This window comes from Spirillospora sp. NPDC048911, from assembly GCF_043198015.1.
Classification (GTDB): Bacteria; Actinomycetota; Actinomycetes; order Streptosporangiales; family Streptosporangiaceae; genus Spirillospora.
The window spans coordinates 156,025-171,549 of sequence record NZ_JBICUD010000013.1 but is presented as its reverse complement, the minus strand read 5'-3'; the positions used below and the strand labels follow the sequence as shown (position 1 = coordinate 171,549).

At 67.0% G+C, this 15,525-nt stretch carries 9 protein-coding genes, 1 tRNA gene, 2 pseudogenes and 1 riboswitch; of the genes and pseudogenes, 6 read left to right on the top strand and 6 right to left on the bottom strand.

Going from position 1 to position 15,525, the window contains the following annotated elements; all coding sequences use genetic code 11:
* Positions 1–280 precede the first annotated feature (280 nt).
* Both ACGFNU_RS43975 and ACGFNU_RS43970 read left to right on the top strand, forming a co-directional pair.
* Positions 281–1,237: a UDP-glucuronic acid decarboxylase family protein gene (locus tag ACGFNU_RS43975; protein WP_392602612.1), complete on the top strand. Its 957-nt coding sequence runs from the start codon at positions 281–283 to the stop codon at positions 1,235–1,237.
* Between the two features lie 67 nt (positions 1,238–1,304).
* Positions 1,305–2,063: a TylF/MycF/NovP-related O-methyltransferase gene (locus ACGFNU_RS43970; RefSeq protein ID WP_392602611.1), complete on the top strand. Its 759-nt coding sequence runs from the start codon at positions 1,305–1,307 to the stop codon at positions 2,061–2,063.
* Positions 2,064–2,170: 107 nt separating this feature from the next.
* Here ACGFNU_RS43970 and ACGFNU_RS43965 read toward each other — a convergent pair.
* The 3 genes and pseudogenes from ACGFNU_RS43965 to ACGFNU_RS43955 form a co-directional block, all read right to left on the bottom strand.
* Positions 2,171–3,615 (bottom strand): annotated as a pseudogene (locus ACGFNU_RS43965) (ISAzo13 family transposase); the annotation flags it as partial.
* Between the two features lie 112 nt (positions 3,616–3,727).
* Positions 3,728–4,182 (bottom strand): annotated as a pseudogene (locus ACGFNU_RS43960) (transposase); the annotation flags it as partial.
* A 1,741-nt stretch (positions 4,183–5,923) separates the two neighbouring features.
* Positions 5,924–5,997, bottom strand: a tRNA-Pro gene (locus tag ACGFNU_RS43955).
* Positions 5,998–6,309: 312 nt separating this feature from the next.
* Between ACGFNU_RS43955 and ACGFNU_RS43950 the strand changes: the two genes are divergently transcribed.
* Positions 6,310–6,954 carry a hypothetical protein gene (locus ACGFNU_RS43950; RefSeq protein ID WP_392602610.1) on the top strand — a complete coding sequence of 215 codons (645 nt, stop codon included), beginning with the start codon at positions 6,310–6,312 and terminating at the stop codon, positions 6,952–6,954.
* Here ACGFNU_RS43950 and ACGFNU_RS43945 read toward each other — a convergent pair.
* The 3 genes from ACGFNU_RS43945 to galT form a co-directional block, all read right to left on the bottom strand.
* A complete protein-coding gene (locus ACGFNU_RS43945; protein ID WP_392602609.1) occupies positions 6,914–7,411 on the bottom strand; it encodes a GNAT family N-acetyltransferase in 498 nt (165 codons plus the stop codon). The genes ACGFNU_RS43950 and ACGFNU_RS43945 overlap by 41 nt on opposite strands.
* Positions 7,371–8,777, bottom strand: a complete 1,407-nt coding sequence (locus ACGFNU_RS43940; protein ID WP_392602608.1) for a pyridoxal phosphate-dependent decarboxylase family protein — start codon at positions 8,775–8,777, stop codon at positions 7,371–7,373. The genes ACGFNU_RS43945 and ACGFNU_RS43940 overlap by 41 nt, the downstream gene beginning before the upstream one ends.
* A 117-nt stretch (positions 8,778–8,894) precedes the next feature.
* Entirely contained in the window at positions 8,895–9,911 is a 1,017-nt protein-coding gene (gene galT / locus ACGFNU_RS43935; protein WP_392602748.1) for a galactose-1-phosphate uridylyltransferase, read from the bottom strand.
* Between the two features lie 333 nt (positions 9,912–10,244).
* Positions 10,245–10,396: riboswitch (cyclic di-AMP (ydaO/yuaA leader) on the top strand.
* Positions 10,397–10,408: 12 nt separating this feature from the next.
* Between galT and ACGFNU_RS43930 the strand changes: the two genes are divergently transcribed.
* The 3 genes from ACGFNU_RS43930 to ACGFNU_RS43920 all read left to right on the top strand — a co-directional run bounded on the left by ACGFNU_RS43930 (position 10,409) and on the right by ACGFNU_RS43920 (position 15,517).
* Entirely contained in the window at positions 10,409–11,197 is a 789-nt protein-coding gene (locus ACGFNU_RS43930; RefSeq protein WP_392602607.1) for a CHAP domain-containing protein, read from the top strand.
* 206 nt (positions 11,198–11,403) lie between these two features.
* Complete coding sequence (locus ACGFNU_RS43925) at positions 11,404–14,361, top strand: CDP-glycerol glycerophosphotransferase family protein (RefSeq protein ID WP_392602606.1); 2,958 nt, start codon at positions 11,404–11,406, stop codon at positions 14,359–14,361.
* Positions 14,345–15,517 carry a glycosyltransferase gene (locus ACGFNU_RS43920; RefSeq protein ID WP_392602605.1) on the top strand — a complete coding sequence of 391 codons (1,173 nt, stop codon included), beginning with the start codon at positions 14,345–14,347 and terminating at the stop codon, positions 15,515–15,517. The genes ACGFNU_RS43925 and ACGFNU_RS43920 overlap by 17 nt, the downstream gene beginning before the upstream one ends.
* The last annotated feature ends 8 nt before the right edge of the window (positions 15,518–15,525 follow it).

Here is a 15,525-nt window from a genome sequence, read left to right as displayed (position 1 = left end):
ACCAGCAGTACTTCGGGAGAAATCCCCGCCGCGTCGCAGGGCGGCTGCGAGCCGGTTGGTGGTGCAGGTCCTGGGAAGGATGTGAGATCGATAGTAGATGTTAGCAGTCAACGTGACACATATCATGGCTTTTGTCTAAAAGACTCGATCACTTTCACCACCTGTGGTCGCTATAGGTGAGAACCTTTCGTGGCGTAAGTATATGGCCGCCCTGGCTTGCTGCGAAATTCGCTTAGGGTGGCGGACCTGATATATGCCGAGGGCTCGAGGTGGACACAGTATGACAGTAGGGCGTGCTGTCGTGGCGGGTGGTGCTGGATTTCTCGGCTCGCACCTTTGTGAGCAGCTACTGATCCGCGGGTACGAAGTGCTGTGCCTGGATAACTTCCTCACCGGAAGGCGGTCTAACATGTCAGGCCTCGCCGAGATCGGTCCGTTCCATTTCGTACGGTGCGATGTTACCGAATACATGCAAGTGAACGGGCGTGTGGACCTTGTCCTGCACCTGGCTTCGCCAGCCTCACCGGCCGACTACCTGAGATTCCCCGTTGAGACCCTCAAGGCCGGCTCGCTCGGCACCCTGCGGACGCTCGACCTCGCCCGCGAACGGAACGCCCGCTACGTCCTCACCTCGACATCGGAGGTGTACGGGGACCCGCAGGTTCACCCCCAACGGGAGGACTATTGGGGCCATGTCAATCCGGTTGGCCCGCGCAGCGTCTACGATGAGGCGAAACGGTTCGCCGAAGCCCTCACGTTCGCCTATCGCAATAGCCACGGAATGAGTACCGCAGTCGCCCGTGTCTTCAATACTTTCGGCCCACGTATGCGCTTGGACGACGGGCGAGCCATCCCGACGTTCGTCAGAAAGGCCCTGGCCGGAGCCCCGCTGCCGGTCACCGGGGACGGCTTGCAGACCCGCTCGCTCTGCTATGTGGACGACACCGTCGAGGGAATCATCCGGCTCGCCGAGCACGACGCGCCGGGACCGGTGAACATCGGCGGTCCCCGAGAGACGTCTATCCGGGACCTCGCCTACCTCGTCATCGAGCTGACTGGTTCGGAGTCGGTGGTCGAGTTCGTTCCCCGCCCGACCGACGATCCTGCGGTGCGGCGGCCGGACATCGGCCTCGCCCGCTCGTTGCTCGGCTGGGAGCCGATCGTCGATGTGACCCATGGCCTGAAACGCACCATCGCCTGGTTTGAAGGGGCTTTCCGCGAGGCGGACCCCGCGTGACCGCGGGTTGGAATGAATAAAGCGTGTCCCACTATGCGGCGACGCTCTTAACCCATGAGAGGAATCCGTGAGCAAGCACCCGCGCGACCTATACATCGATCTCCTGAAAAGGGTCCTCATCAATCTAATCTACGAGGACGATCAGGATCTCAGGTTCCCCTTGGCTGAAATGTCGCAATTTGACATGACCAAACGCCTCAGCGGCACCGACTGGCCTACCCGGGCGCACACGATGATCGGTATGACGCGACTGGAAAACCTTCAACACTGCGTCGAAAGTGTGCTCCTCGATGAAGTGCCTGGCGACTTCATCGAGACGGGGGTGTGGCGTGGCGGCGCGTGTATCTTTATGCGCGGTGTGCTCGCTGCCCACCAGGCTCACGACCGCCGAGTCTGGGTCGCGGACTCGTTCCAGGGCATTCCACCGACGGCCGAAGTTAGTAACTCTCTTGACCGCTGGATGGGGCTCGACTCCTTCAACGACGTGCTGGGTGTAGCGGAGGAGACGGTCCGTGCCAACTTTGCCCGCTACGAACTACTCGATGAGCAAGTGGCCTTCCTGCCCGGCTGGTTCCGCGACTCGCTGCCCGACGCGCCGATCGAGAAGCTTGCGATCATGCGGCTGGACGGAGACCTATATGACTCCACGATGGACGCGCTGAACCATCTTTACCACAAATTGTCAGTCGGCGGCTACGTCATCATCGATGACTATTCCATCGGTTCGTGTCGGAAAGCCGTCACTGACTTCCGCAAGCGAAATAGTATCGAGGACACTATTGTTCGCATTGATCCTGAATCGGTGTACTGGCGGCGTTCTGCTTGAACAGATGCCGTCCAAGCAGCTCAGTCATACGGGCCACAGCACTATTCGTCACCATCGGCACGAAACAGATCCGGCTCATACACCGCGATCTACTCGGCGGATCACCGGTGGATGACGGTGATCAGGGCCTCGTCGGAGTTGAAGGGCAGGGCTCGGCTGCGGCCGGTGGTGGCGACGCGTCGGCCGCCGCGCAGTACGTAGCGGTGTTGCTCGCCCCGCGCCTGCTGGGCCGGGGCGAACCGTGAGAGCAGCACGTCGAGCTCGTCGCCGCTGATGCCGGTCAGGCGGGGGTCAGCGAGCATCACCAGGGTTTGGGCGCGGGCCGCGGCTCGCTGGTCGGCGCGCGGTGGGGCAGCGATGCCACCGATCGGGGCGATGCTGTAGTTCCAGGCTCGGTGCTGGGTATGCGCAGTGATCGGCAGCGCCTGGAGCTGGTCGCGGCTGACTGCGATCCCAGTCGGGTAGGAGCCCGGGTCCAGGACGGCTTGGACCTTCAGTTGTGGTCGCCGCGATCGAGTTGAGGACGACCTGACGGCTGGTCAACGGCCGGCCGCGCCAGTTCATGGTGGTGGGAGAACAGCCGGTGCTCGATCTTGTTCCATTTCGAGGTGCCCGGTGGGAAATGGCAGACCGTGACCGTCAATCCGGTCTCGGCAGCGAACGCGGCCAGTTCGGCCTTCCAGAGCCGGTAGCGGTAGCTGTTGGACCCGCCCGCGTCCGCGGTGATCAGTAGGCGGTACGTGTTCGGGTAGTCCAGGCGACCGCGTGTCTGCCACCAGTGGCGGATCGAGGCGGCGGCGAACGCCGCGGTGTCGTGGTCGACCCGACGTTCACCCAGCCGGTGTTGGAGGCCATGTCGTAGATCCCGTAGGGGACCACGGTCTCGTCTGGCCGGGCGAGAAGCTGTGGTCCTCGACCTGCACCGGCTGGCCGCGTGGTTGCCATTCTCACCCGTTCATGGGCAGCAGCCCGAGCTGCTCCTTCTTCTTGGCGTCCACGCTGATCACCGGCTCGCCCGCCGCTTGATGCTAGGTGACCTGCGCGTTGATATAGCGGAACTGCGCGTCTCGATCAGGATGCTGATCGCCTTCCAGAACCTTGGCGGTGCCCTGCAAGCTGAACCCGCTGTCTTTCAGGAGCCAGCCCACCGTCTGCGCGGCCACCCGATGCCCCTGGCGCGTGAGTTCGGCGGCCAGATGCCGCAGCGACTTCGTCGTCCACCGCAGCGGCGATTCAGGATCTCCGCGTTCGTCCGGCTCGACCAGCGCCATCAACGCTGGCAGCAGAAGCGCTCGGCCCGCAACTGGCCCCCGCCCGTTCGCCGGACTCGCCCATCGGGCAGCGGATCAGCCCCAGCTTCGAGTTCGAACACGCCCTTGCGGACGGTGGTCTCGCTGACCCCGGCCACCCGCGCGACCAGCCGAACACCCCCATGACCCAGCAGCCGGGCCTCGGTCGCCAACGCCAGACGCCGTTGACGCTCGTTCAGATGCGGCAACAACACCGCGAACCGCGACGCCAGCTGATCGCGGATCTCTCCCGGGATGGCCATACCGGCTCATCGAACCGGAAACCAAGAAGCACTGTGTTGTTTCCTTACAAGTCCGATGCACCACGCGGGCCTGAACCGTGGTCGCTGGAAACGCCTGGTGAATGGCGTCCTCGAAGCCGGCCAGCCCGTCGGTGCAGGCGATCAGGATGTCGGTGACACCCCGGTTGCGCAGGTCGGTGACCACGTCGTGCCAGAACCCGGCGCCTTCGCCGACCGGGCCGTCGGCGGCCTTGGGCACCCAGATGCCCAGCACGTGCTTGCCGCCGTCGGTGCCGATCCCGACCGTCAGATAGGCGGGCTTGTTGTGCACGAGGTGGTTGTCGTGGACCTTCACCACCAGTGCGTCCAGGAACACCACCGCATAGATCGGGTCGAGCGGGCGGCGCTGCCAGGCCTGGACCTCCTCCATCACCTGCTCGGTGATCCGCGAGACGGTCTCCGCCGACAGCTGGTCCCGTACGCCTGCTCGAGGTGATGGACGATCTCCTGGACGCTCATACCGTGCGCATACAGAATGATGACCATGTCGTCCAAGCCGCCCGACACCCGCCCGGCCCGATTGGGCACCAGCACCCGGCTCGAACGACCCGACCCGGTCTGCACCGTTTTCCCGATGGTGCCGTTGCGGGAATTCCCAGAGTAACTTCATCCGAGACGTGCCCCTCTCAGACGGCAGGCCGGTGACCGTCCAGCAGAGATTCGAAAAATCTGGGAGATCCATAACACCGGGAAGATCCACTGGCAGGGCCGGTACCTGACCCGGCAAGGCCTCTCTGGCGACGCCCTTCTATGCGTTTGGGGCCCCGCACTCCTGTCCCCGACACCCCACCCGGTATGACAGTGCAGATCAAAGCCACGTCACCGCGTCTTCACTGCCGGACTCGTGCCGTGTGGACTAGAAGATGATCGAGGCTCAGGGGCGCCCCCCACTCCCCAACAAGCACGGTGTGTACCTCATCGTCGTCAAGGACTCACCCTGACCCGCGGCTGGCTTCGTGCTCGAGCCGTGCGATATCGGTGTCCGATACCGACCTGCAAAGGGAAAAACTGATCGACAGCGCACTCCGCGGCGAGTTGCTGCGCCGCATGGACTCGACCAGGGCTTATGATCAGCAGCAGCATCGAGCCAACCGTGATCCAATGAACTGGTGTGGCAGTGCCGGCACGTCGATGCCGACAACCTGGTGTTCTTAAACAGGTGATCGAGACCCACGGCTCGCCTGGACGGGACCTGGTCGGCGCCGACGGCGCCTACGTCGCTTGGCTACTCGCCCAGCAGGCCGACCACGACCTCGCGTTCCAACGGTGCTGCCTCAATCTGGTGGAAGCGGCGGTCGACGCCGGCCAAGCCGACGCCACGCAACTGGCCTACCTCACCGACCGGTGCCGGGTCGCCCGATGGACGATCCTAACTGTGCGGAACGCAAGACAGCTCGGACGGGCCAGAACCGATCAAGGACCCCGACCGGCTCGACGCACGCCGAGCACAAGTCGGCCTCGGCCCGCATGCTGACTACGACCGCGCGATACGGACACGAATGAAGTCGCCTGACCAGTAGCGCCCCACCGTGTGCGGGGAGCAACCTGTGCTTTGGGGCCGGACGAGGACAACGGGCGTCAGTACTACCACGAACGGCGACGCTGGCCTGCGAGCCGGACAGGTTCCAGCCGTCGTGGACAGGTAGTGCGAACTGGTGTGGCGCGGCCGTCCCGTCTCCTTCCGCGCCACGGACGACGAGCGAGGTCATCAACGGCAGCGAGCAAGATAGCGCCCGTTCGACCTTCAAGCTGATCGGAAGATGCGCCGCGCGGACTGGAAGAGTGTCCAATCCCGGGGTGCCGGAGGATGCCGTGAGGGGTGACCGAGTCACAGGGATGTCCACCTGATCACGTCGGATCCCGATGGCAAATGACTGGCAAATGATCATGAGTCCTGATCATCTACGGGTGATCATGGCTCTGAGCTGGAGGGTTGTGGAGCGGGCGACGGGAATCGAACCCGCGTAGCCAGTTTGGAAGTTCTGGTGGCGTGCCCAACTTCCTGCCGGCTGCGAGTCTCGGTCGCAGAGGACTGTCGGATGCCGACATCGCGGCCATGAAGTCAGGCCAATGCTAAATGAAGTCGAACGCGGATCGGCTTGAGTGAACAGCTTCGGGTTCACAGTGTCGTGCTGGAGTCCGTCGTGGTGCCGTGTGAACCATCTGAGGGTCGTGCGAGGGGGTCTGGTCCACTAACGAATGGCTAACAAACGATCAAAAGGCCGGTGCTCCGTGATGGAGAACCGGCCTGTGACCTGCTACTTCTGTGTCGGGACGGCGGGATTTGAACCCACGACCCCTTGACCCCCAGTCAAGTGCGCTGCCAAACTGCGCTACGTCCCGGTGCCCGGCTGAGCGGGCGTGATTACTCTAGCGCAGTCTGCGCACTCCTGCGTACCGAGTTAGGGCGGGACGGATGTCTGGTAGGCATGCCGGGTGAAGTCGTTGATGGTGTGCGGGGGGCTGGCGGTCGCGGCCGGGGTCTGTGGGTGTGCGGGTGAGGAGCCCCCGAAGGCCGTTGACAGTGGTGGTGCGCCGGTTCGGGCTTCTGGGCGGGCTACGAAGGCTCCTTCTGTTGTGAAGGTGCCGGCGGGGGTTCGCGCTGGTTATGTCGTTTTTGATCGGCGGAGCGGGAAGGTCTTGCTGCAGCATCGGGTGCGGCAGACGGTGCGGTCGGCCTCGGTGGTGAAGGTCCTTATCGCGCTCGACCAGCTGGAGCGGGGTGGGGACCGGGCGCTGATGGGGAAGATGCTCCGGTCCAGCGACGACAAGGCGGCCACGTACTTCTGGCGGCGGGGTGGCCAGGGGAAGATCATCCAGCGGATGGCGCGGAAGGCCGGGTTGACGGAGACGGTGGGGCCGCCGGGAGACAAGCCTGGGTTCTGGGGGTATACGGCCCTGAGCGCTGGGGACGTGCTCAAGACCTATCGGTATCTGTTGGAGAGGGCTCCTCAGGGGCATCGGGAGTTTGTTCTCGGGCAGTTGGGGCGCGCTACTCAGTGTGGAAGCGATGGGTTCGACCAGTTCTTCGGGATTCCCCGGGCGGTGCCCAAGCCCTGGGCGATCAAGCAGGGGTGGTCCGGGTTCGGGGACGTGCCCGCCGTGCGGTGCCGGGAAGGGACGTTCCGGCCGGTGGTCGGGCCTGATCTCGGGCTTGGGCGGCCCGTGTTGCATACCACGGGGATCGTCGGTCAGAAGATCTTCGTGGTCCTGACGCTGCAGCCGGCGGGGAGTTCTTTCAAGGCCGCGAGTGAGCGGGTTACTCGGCTGACCCGGGATCTTTATCGGGCTTCGCGCTGACGCGGAAGGGGCGCAGGCCTCGCTTCTGGTAGTTCGGCAACGCGTTCGGGTGGTCGAGTGTGGACGTGTGCAGCCACACGCGGGTGGTGGAGAGTTCCCAGGCTTTCTGGAGAGTCAGGGTGAGGGCGTAGGCGCCTATGCCTCGGCCTACGAACTCTGGGGCCAGGCCGAATGTGGTTATCTCCACTTCGGGTGGGGTGATGGCGTAGCGGGCTAGGCCTGCGTTCTGCTGGTCGAACCTGATGACCCATGTTTGTGTGTTGGGGTCGGTCAGATATTCCGCCCATTGGGCTTCTGTGAAGGTGACGCTTTCCCAGAGGTACTTTTCGCCGATCCTGATGTTGAGGGCTCGGTGAATCTCGGGAGTGGCGGGCGCCAGGGTGACGGTGGGGATTTCGTTGGCCGGGTCGAGGTCGTCAGGGCTGGTCATTTCCAGGTAGGTGACGGTTTCCCGCATCGAGCTCCTTCGCGATCCGTTCCACGTCGGCGTCGGTGGTGCGCCAGTTGCTGAACGCGGCGCGGAGGGCCGGGGTTCCTGCGTAGACGGTGGGGGTCAGGAACGTCGTGCCGGCGGCGGCCAGGTCCTGGGTGATCTTGTTGATGGCCGCGGGGGTGGGGTCGTCCGCGAGGGTGAAGCACGCCACGTTCAGGTGGACGGGGGCGAGCAGGCGCCAGGAGGATGATGCGGATATCGCCTCGCCCAGGAGCTCGGCCTGGGCGATGTTGCGTTCGACGATCGAACGGTGGCCCTCGCGGCCGTATGCGCGGAGCGTGAACCAGGCCGGGAGGGCGCGCAGGCGCCTGGAGTTCTCCGGGGTCAGGTGCACGAAGTCCGGGGTGGACGTGGGGAGGCCCAGGTAGGCGGCCGCGTTCTGGAAGACACGCACCTGGAGGTCCTGGCGCCGGGTGAGCTGGATCGCCGAGTCGTACGGGACGTTCAGCCACTTGTGCAGGTCCACGCAGATCGAGTCGGCGAGGGTGAGGCCGGCGACGAGATGCGCGTGGCCGGGGGAGAGGGCGGCGAACGCGCCGAACGCGGCGTCGACGTGGAGCCAGAACGGGTGGCGCTCGCGGAGGGCGGCGATGGCTTCCAGATCGTCGAAGTCGACCGTGTTCACCGTGCCTGCGTTCGCGACGACTATGGCGGGGCCAGGTAGGTCGGCCAGGGCGGAGGCTAGGGCGTCCACGTCTACGGCTTCGCGGCCAGGGAGGGTCGGGATGGTGCGGAGGCGGTCGCGGCCCATGCCAAGGATGGAAAGGGCCTTGTAGATGCTTGAGTGCGGTGTTCCGGAGAGCACCGTCACGTTTGCTAGGGCACCGACGCCTGCGTCAGCGATTGAGATGCCTTGTTGTTCGCCTAGCCATTCGCGTGCCAAGGCCAGACCCACGGTGTTCGACATCGTCGCGCCTGAGACGAACGAGCCGGTGTGCTCATCGCCGATGCCGAAAAGCTCGCGAAGCCAAGCGATCGTCTCCCGTTCCAGGTCGGGTGCGGATGAGTCCAGGCCGGGGGCTGCGTTCTGGTCGAGAACGCTGGTCAGCCAGTCTCCGGCTACGGATGCCGGGGTCGCGCCTCCGGTGACGAAGCCGAGGTATCGGGGGCCTGCGCTGCCTGAGAAGCCGGGTTCCCAGCGTTCGGCGAAGTCGGCCAGGGCATCGTCCAGGCCGATTCCGGCGGGTGGGAGGGGAAGCGGCTTGGCCGGGGCAGGGGGAACCGCGGCGGGACGGTCGTTCAGCCCGGAAAGGAGGGCGGCGGCACGGGCCCGCACGTTCTCTAGCAGTTCGGGCATCCGGGCCATGTCTTCGGCCAGGCGGGCGTCCATGACGGTCTCCTAAGGGTCGGGAGGGGCGCCTTATGAACGCTAGAGAACGTGCTTGTACCGTGTCGCGGTCCAATATTGGGAAGTGGTCTGGATTCAGGCTTCGCGGAGGCTATGGGTTCAGGCTTCGCGAAGGCTGCGGGCCGCGTCTTCCGGGGATACGTCGTTCACGAATGCGCCCATGGCCGACTCAGAACCCGCCAGAAATTTGAGCTTGCCGGGTGCGCGCTGGATCGAGAAGAGCTCCAGGTGCAGCCACGCCAGGTCGCGGTCCGCACGGACGGGGGCCTGGTGCCACGCCGAGACGTAGGGCAGCGGGAAGCCGAAGAGCCGGTCGAGCCGTCCCAGCACGTCGAGGTAGAGCGCGCCGAGGGCCTCGCGCTCGGCGCTGTCGAGGGCGGGCAGGTCGGGCACGCGGCGGTGCGGATAGACGTGCACCTCGTACGGGTACCGCGCCGCCTTGGGCACGAACGCCGTCCAGAGGTCGTTGGCCGTGACGACGCGCACGCCCTCCTCGCGTTCGGCCGCCAGCACCTCCGCGAAGAGATCGCCGGGGTGGCGGCGCGCGACGTCCAGCATGCGCCGGGTGCGCGGGGGCACGAACGGGTAGCCGTAGATCTGCCCGTGCGGGTGGTGCAGGGTGACGCCGATCGCCTCGCCGCGGTTCTCGAAGCAGAAGACCTGCTCGACGCCGGGGAACGTCGACAACTCGGCGGTGCGGTCGGCCCACGCCTCGATCACGGTCTGCACCTGCTCGGGCGGCAGCTCGGCGAACGATCTGCCGTGCTCGGACGTGAAGCACACCACTTCGCAGCGCCCGCCGGACGTGCCGTCGCCGTACGAGGGGAAGCGGTTCTCGAAGACCGCGACCTCGTAGTCCGGCGCCGGGATCTCGGTCGGCCGCCCCGGCGCGGAGGGACAGAGGGGGCAGTCGTCCGCCGAGGGCAGGAACGTCCGGGTCTGGCGGTGCGCGGCGACGGCCACCCATTCGTCGAGCAGCGGGTCGTGCCGGAGCTCCGACGCCGCGGCGCGGCCGGGCAGCGGCCGCTGGTCGACGGCGCTCCGGTCGGCGTCGTCCCGCCGGTCGAAGTAGATCAGTTCGCGGCCGTCGGCCAGCCGGGTGACGGTGCGCTTCACCGTCCGCATCCTTCGATCATGGGTCAAGCCTCCCATGACCTGGGGCATCAGCGGTGCGGTCGGCCCGGATCGAACGGCGCCGGCGCCGCGGCCCGTGTGAGGAGCATCACGGTGGGACGTTCCTGACAGCCGACTTGACCACGAGATGGGCGTTCGGGAATGTCCGGAAGGCTCCGCCTGTTGGGCTTCTCTGTACCTTCGTAGGGGAATCCTTGGTAGGGATTTGCCATTTCGTGAGGGTTTGATACCTTCTGTCCAATCTCGCGGGCCGTGTGTTCCGCCCCCTCGTTCCGAGATCGCGAGATCCATCCGAATAGCCGGGTGCCGCATCGGCGGTGCCCCAGGCCGAGTCCGCATCCCCCTCCATCGGATGCGGAGCCGGGGACCCACTCTCCAGGGGTGAATCGGCGTTCCACCGCGGGCGCCGTAGGGCTCTTCCATGCCCGAATCCGTCAGCTAACCCGGTAGGCGACATGGGAGTCAGGGAGTTCTCTTTCATGCTCGTTCGCAACGTTCGCACCATCGTGAAGCCGGCGTCCGACGACCCGGCCACCGCCGTCGGCGTCGCCCTCAGCGCCGTCATGATCGGCGCCCTCGGGCTCGCCGTCATCAACCCCTTCGGCAATGACGCCACCGCCGAGACCCGCGCCGACGCCCACGCGGCCGGCTCCGCTCAGGCCCTCAAGGCGGCCAGGAAGGCCACGGCCGCCAAGAAGGCCGAGAACACCGGCAGGGGCGAGCGGGCCGAGAAGGTCACCGCCGCCCACGCCGTCAGCTCGGCCCAGGCGATCCAGGTGGCCATGAAGCAGGTCGGCATCACGGAAGGCCCGAAGGGCCAGACCAAGTTCCACGACTGGTACGTCAAGACCAACGAGGCCAAGCTCACCGCCAGGCGTGACGGGGGCGACATCGCCGAGTACAACGGCGCTGCCTGGTGCAACATGTTCGTGTCCTGGGTCGGCGCGCAGACCGGCGTCAAGGGCATGGGCTGGGACGCCTACACCGTCCGGCACGCCGCGTGGCTCCAGAAGAGCAAGCGGTGGGGCCAGGTGGCCAAGCCGGGAGCCCTCGTCTTCTTCGACTGGCAGAACGGCTCGGCCGGCGGCATCCAGGGCATCGACCACGTCGGCATGGTCGTCAAGGACAACGGCGACGGCACCATCTCCACGGTCGAGGGCAACATCAGCAGCTCCGTGGTCGCGAAGGTCCGGCCGAAGTCGTCCGTCGTCGGCTACGGCTACCCCGACTACGCCGACTACAAGAGGGAAGCCGGAAAGAACGGCTGACGCACCCCCACCTCTGACGCGGGCCCCCGCCCCCTACGGCCCCCAACTCCCTGCCCTGAAGGCGTCCGGCTCCGGCCGGGCGCCTTCCGGCATTTCACGCGACCTCGGGGTAATGCGAATCATTCAGACGCTTTGCCCCCACTTAGCTCCATGTCCGAGGTTTCTGGAAAGGAACACGGCACATGGGACGGAACGGGGGAGCATCCATGCCGGGACGGCCGGATGTCAGTGTCGTCGTGATCGGATACAACGACGCCGCGCGGCTGCCGCGCGCCGTCGGCTCCGTGCTGGGCCAGTCGCTCGGCGGGGTCGAGGCGGTGGTGGTCGACGACGCCAGCACGGACGGGACCGGAGAGGTGGCCGACCGGCTGGCGGCCGAGCACCCGGACCGGGTCCGGTCCGTCCGCCTCCCCGAGAACTCGGGTGGCTGCGGTCGTCCGCGCAACGCCGGGACGGAGCAGGCACGCGGCCGGTACGTGATGTACCTGGACAGCGACGATCTCCTCGACCGGCACGCCTGCCTCAATCTCATCGCCACGGCGGAGGAGACGGGGGCCGACCTGGTGTCCGGCCTCTGCATGCGCGTCCTCCTCGGTGCCAACTCCTTCAAGGAGCGCAGTTGGTATCCGTGGCTCTACACCCGCCGAGCGGTCTTCGGATCTCTCAGTGACAAGCCCGATCTCCTCTACGACACCCTGGCCACCAACAAGGCCTACCGCCGCGACTTCCTCGAAGAGCACGGCCTGCGCTTCGTCGAGCGCCTCCACTACGAGGACCTGCTGTTCTCCGCCGAGGCGTACCTCGCCGCCGGCAGGACCGCCCTCATCCCGCACCGCGTCTACAACTGGTTCGTCGAGCCGAAAACGGCGACGACCACGACAACAACGACGACCACCACAGCGACAGCCACCACAGCGACAGCCACCACAGCACCGTCGATCTCCAACCGGCGCGCCGAGCTGGCCAATTTCTCCGACCGCCTGGAGATCCACCGCCGGATCGACGCGACGTTCCGGCTGCGCGGGGCGTACGACCTGAAGCGCGTCAAGGACGCCAAGTTCGTCAACCACGACCTGCTCCTCTACCTGCGCGAGCTGCGCGACCGCGACCCCGTCTACCGCGCGGGCTTCCTGGAGCTGGCGGCCGCCTACCTCGCGGAGCTGGACCCCCGGGTCTTCACCGAGGCCAATCCGGTCCCCGCGATCGCCGCGTTCCTGCTCCGCGAACGTGACCTGCCCGGCGCGCTCGCCGCGGCGGAGTACGGGCGGCGCAGGCGGCCGGAGCTGCGCAACGAGCTGCGGGAGCAGGACGGCCGCGTCTTCTGGGGGACGCGGCGCGCCGACAGTGCCCTGGCCCGCAGCGTTCTCGACGTCACCGGGCTCGGCCTCCATCAGCGCCCGCTCCGCGAGCTGTCGCCCGCCAACACCGTCACGAGCCTGGCCATGCGAGGCGACCACGCGCACCTCGAAGGCCACGTCCTGAACGTGCTGGACCGCATCTCCGCCAGGGCCGAACTCACCGGCACCCTCGAACTCAACGACCGCCGCCGCCCGACCCGCGTGCGCCGCGTCCCCGCCGCCGTGGTCCACGACGGCGCCCGCCTCCGCTGGCAGGCCGACTTCGATCCGGCGCGGACGCTGCGCCCGTTCGGGTTCGCCGATCCCGTCTGGGACGTGCGGTTCCGTCTCGACGTCGACGGCGAGGAGATCATGACCCGGCCCGGCGAAGGGATCAACCAGGGAAGAAACGAGGGCGAAGGCGACGGCGAGACGTTCGACGGGGTCGTCCTGCCCGTACGGCCGCGCCTGACCCGGCTCGCCGCCGACGGAATGCGCTCGTACGTCACGGATTCTGGCCATCTGGCGTTCAAGCTGGAAGGTTCCGGCAGGCTGACGCGGGCGACCATGGCGGTGGTCCACCGGGCCGCGGCCACCTCCGCCGGACGCGGCGCCTGGGCGCACGTGCGCAGGATCGAACGATCCGTTCTGCGTACGCTCACCGCCCGCAAGTCCAAGATCGCCGTCTTCAACCGCGTGCTCAGCAAGCTGCCGGTGCGGACCGGGACCGTGGTCTTCGAGAGCCACCTGGGCAAGCAGTACTCCGACAACCCCAAGTACATCTACCGCGAGCTGCGCCGGTCCGGCATCCCCGTCCGCGCCGTGTGGTCGTACGAGTCGTCCACGTGCGGCTTTCCCTCTGACGCGACGCTCGTCAAGCGTGGCTCGTGGAGCTATTTCCTTGCACTCGCCAGGGCCGAGTACTGGGTCGACAACCAGGGCTTCCCGGACGGCATCCGGAAACGCCCGCAGACCACCTACATCCAGACCTGGCACGGGTCGGCCCTGAAAACCATGGGCTTCGACCAGCCCAGCATCAAGAGCGGCACGCTCGCCCAACGGGAACGACTCCAGCGCATGGTGAAGCGCTACGACTGCTTTCTGGTGCGTTCGCAGCACGACGTCGACACCCTCGTCAGAGGACTGGGCGTGTCCTCAGAGCTCCTGCCCGTCGGGTACCCGCGCAACGACCCGCTCGTCACCAAGGCGCAGGACGACCCCGAACTCGCCACCGAGCTCGCCAAGCTGCGCGACCGGCTCGGCCTGGACGACGACGGGCGCAAGGTCGTGCTGTACGCGCCGACGTTCCGCTCGAATCCGGACGGCCGCGCCGTCCGCGACCTCGACCCGCCCATCGCCCCCGACCGGTTCGTCCAGGAGCTGGGCGAAGACCTCCTGCTGCTCGTCCGCCCCCACTACCTCAGCACCGTGCACCTGCCGCCGGCGGTTCAGGGCTCGATGCGGAACGTGGGCAACGTCCCCGACGTGACGCTGCTGTTGCTGCTCGCGGACGCCCTCGTCACCGACCAGTCCTCGATCATGTTCGACTACGCCCTGCTCGACCGGCCGATGATCGTCCACCTCCCCGAGGACGTGGAGTTCGGGCGCGGCTACGTCGACCTGACGAAACACGCGCCGGGCCCCATCACGCGCACCGAGCGAGAACTGGTCGCCGAGCTGAGCACGCTCGCCGCAGGCGGCGACCCGGGCGCCACCCGTCGCAGGGCCTTCGCCCAACGGTTCGGCGAGCACGACCAAGGCACCGCCGCCCGAGCCGTAGTAGACCGTTTCTTCAGGGAAGGGAGCCCGCGTGGCCGAGCCGCGTGACGTGTTCATCGTCTGCAACAACACCGACGCCATGGGCGGTCTCCAGCAGTGGGCGCATCATATGGCGCACCTGCTGACGGCACGGGGGCATCTCGTCACCCTCGTCGGCATCACCCGCGCGCCGGAGCCCCACGACTACGGCCTGGACGGCTCGTACCGCGTGGACCTCCTGCACGACGAATGGCGGCCGCCCACGCTGAAATGGCGCCCGCGGACGTTGCCCCAGCGCCTCAACGTCGCCGCGCACAGACGAGAACGCCGGCGAAACACCGAACTGCAAAGAGGCGCCGACCGGCTGTCGGAGTTGTTCGCCGAGGCCCGTCCGGGAGCCGTGGTGATCGCCGCGCAGATCTGGGCGATGGAGTGGGTCGCGCGCGCCGACACCCGCGGCCTGAAGGTCATCGGGATGAGCCACGAGTCGTTCGCGGCGACCCGGCGCTCGTCCCGGTACGCGCGGGTCAAGGAGCACTTCGCCGGCGTCGACAGGATGCTCGCGCTCACGCCCGAGGACGCCGACGCGTGGGCCAGGGACGGCATGACCAACGCCGACCACATGCCCAATCCCCTCCACGCGTCGCCGGGCCGGTTCCCCACGCTGGACGAGCCGGTCGTCGCCTGTGCCGGGCGGCTCTCGTACGAGAAGGGCCTGGACATGATGCTGGAGGCGTGGGAGGAGATGGCGCCGCGGCATCCCGGGTGGCGGCTGCGGCTGTACGGCGCCGGCCCGCAGGAGGCCGAGCTGCGGGAACGGGCAGGGAACACCGGTTCGGTCGAGTTCCGCGGCGTCACCGGCGACATCGAGACGGCGCTCACGCAGGCGTCGATCTTCGCGCTGCCGTCCCGGGACGAGGGTTTCCCCATGTCGGTGCTGGAGTCCATGGCGTACGGCCTGCCCACGGTCGCCTTCGACTGCGCGCCCGGCGTCCGCGAGCTGATCACCGACGGCGTGGACGGCACGCTGGTCGCCCCGGGGGACACCGGGGCCTTCGCCGCGGCGCTCGGCGCGCTGATGGAGGACGCCGCGCTGCGCCGCGCGATGGGGGCCCGCGCCCGCGACTCGGTGCTGCGCTTCCACCCGGACGCGGTGCTCGACCGGTGGGAACGCCTGTTCTCCCTCCTCCACCGCGATACGGCAGAGGTACCGATCATGACCTGACGCCTCAC

Bases quoted from the DNA above. Each gene is read 5' to 3' on its own strand.
- ACGFNU_RS43975 (WP_392602612.1), top strand. From the start codon at position 281: ATGACAGTAGGGCGTGCTGTCGTGGCGGGTGGTGCTGGATTTCTCGGC.
- ACGFNU_RS43945 (WP_392602609.1), bottom strand. From the start codon at position 7,411: ATGCGGGAAACCGTCACCTACCTGGAAATGACCAGCCCTGACGACCTC.
- ACGFNU_RS43940 (WP_392602608.1), bottom strand. From the start codon at position 8,777: ATGGACGCCCGCCTGGCCGAAGACATGGCCCGGATGCCCGAACTGCTA.
- ACGFNU_RS43930 (WP_392602607.1), top strand. From the start codon at position 10,409: ATGCTCGTTCGCAACGTTCGCACCATCGTGAAGCCGGCGTCCGACGAC.
- ACGFNU_RS43925 (WP_392602606.1), top strand. From the start codon at position 11,404: ATGCCGGGACGGCCGGATGTCAGTGTCGTCGTGATCGGATACAACGAC.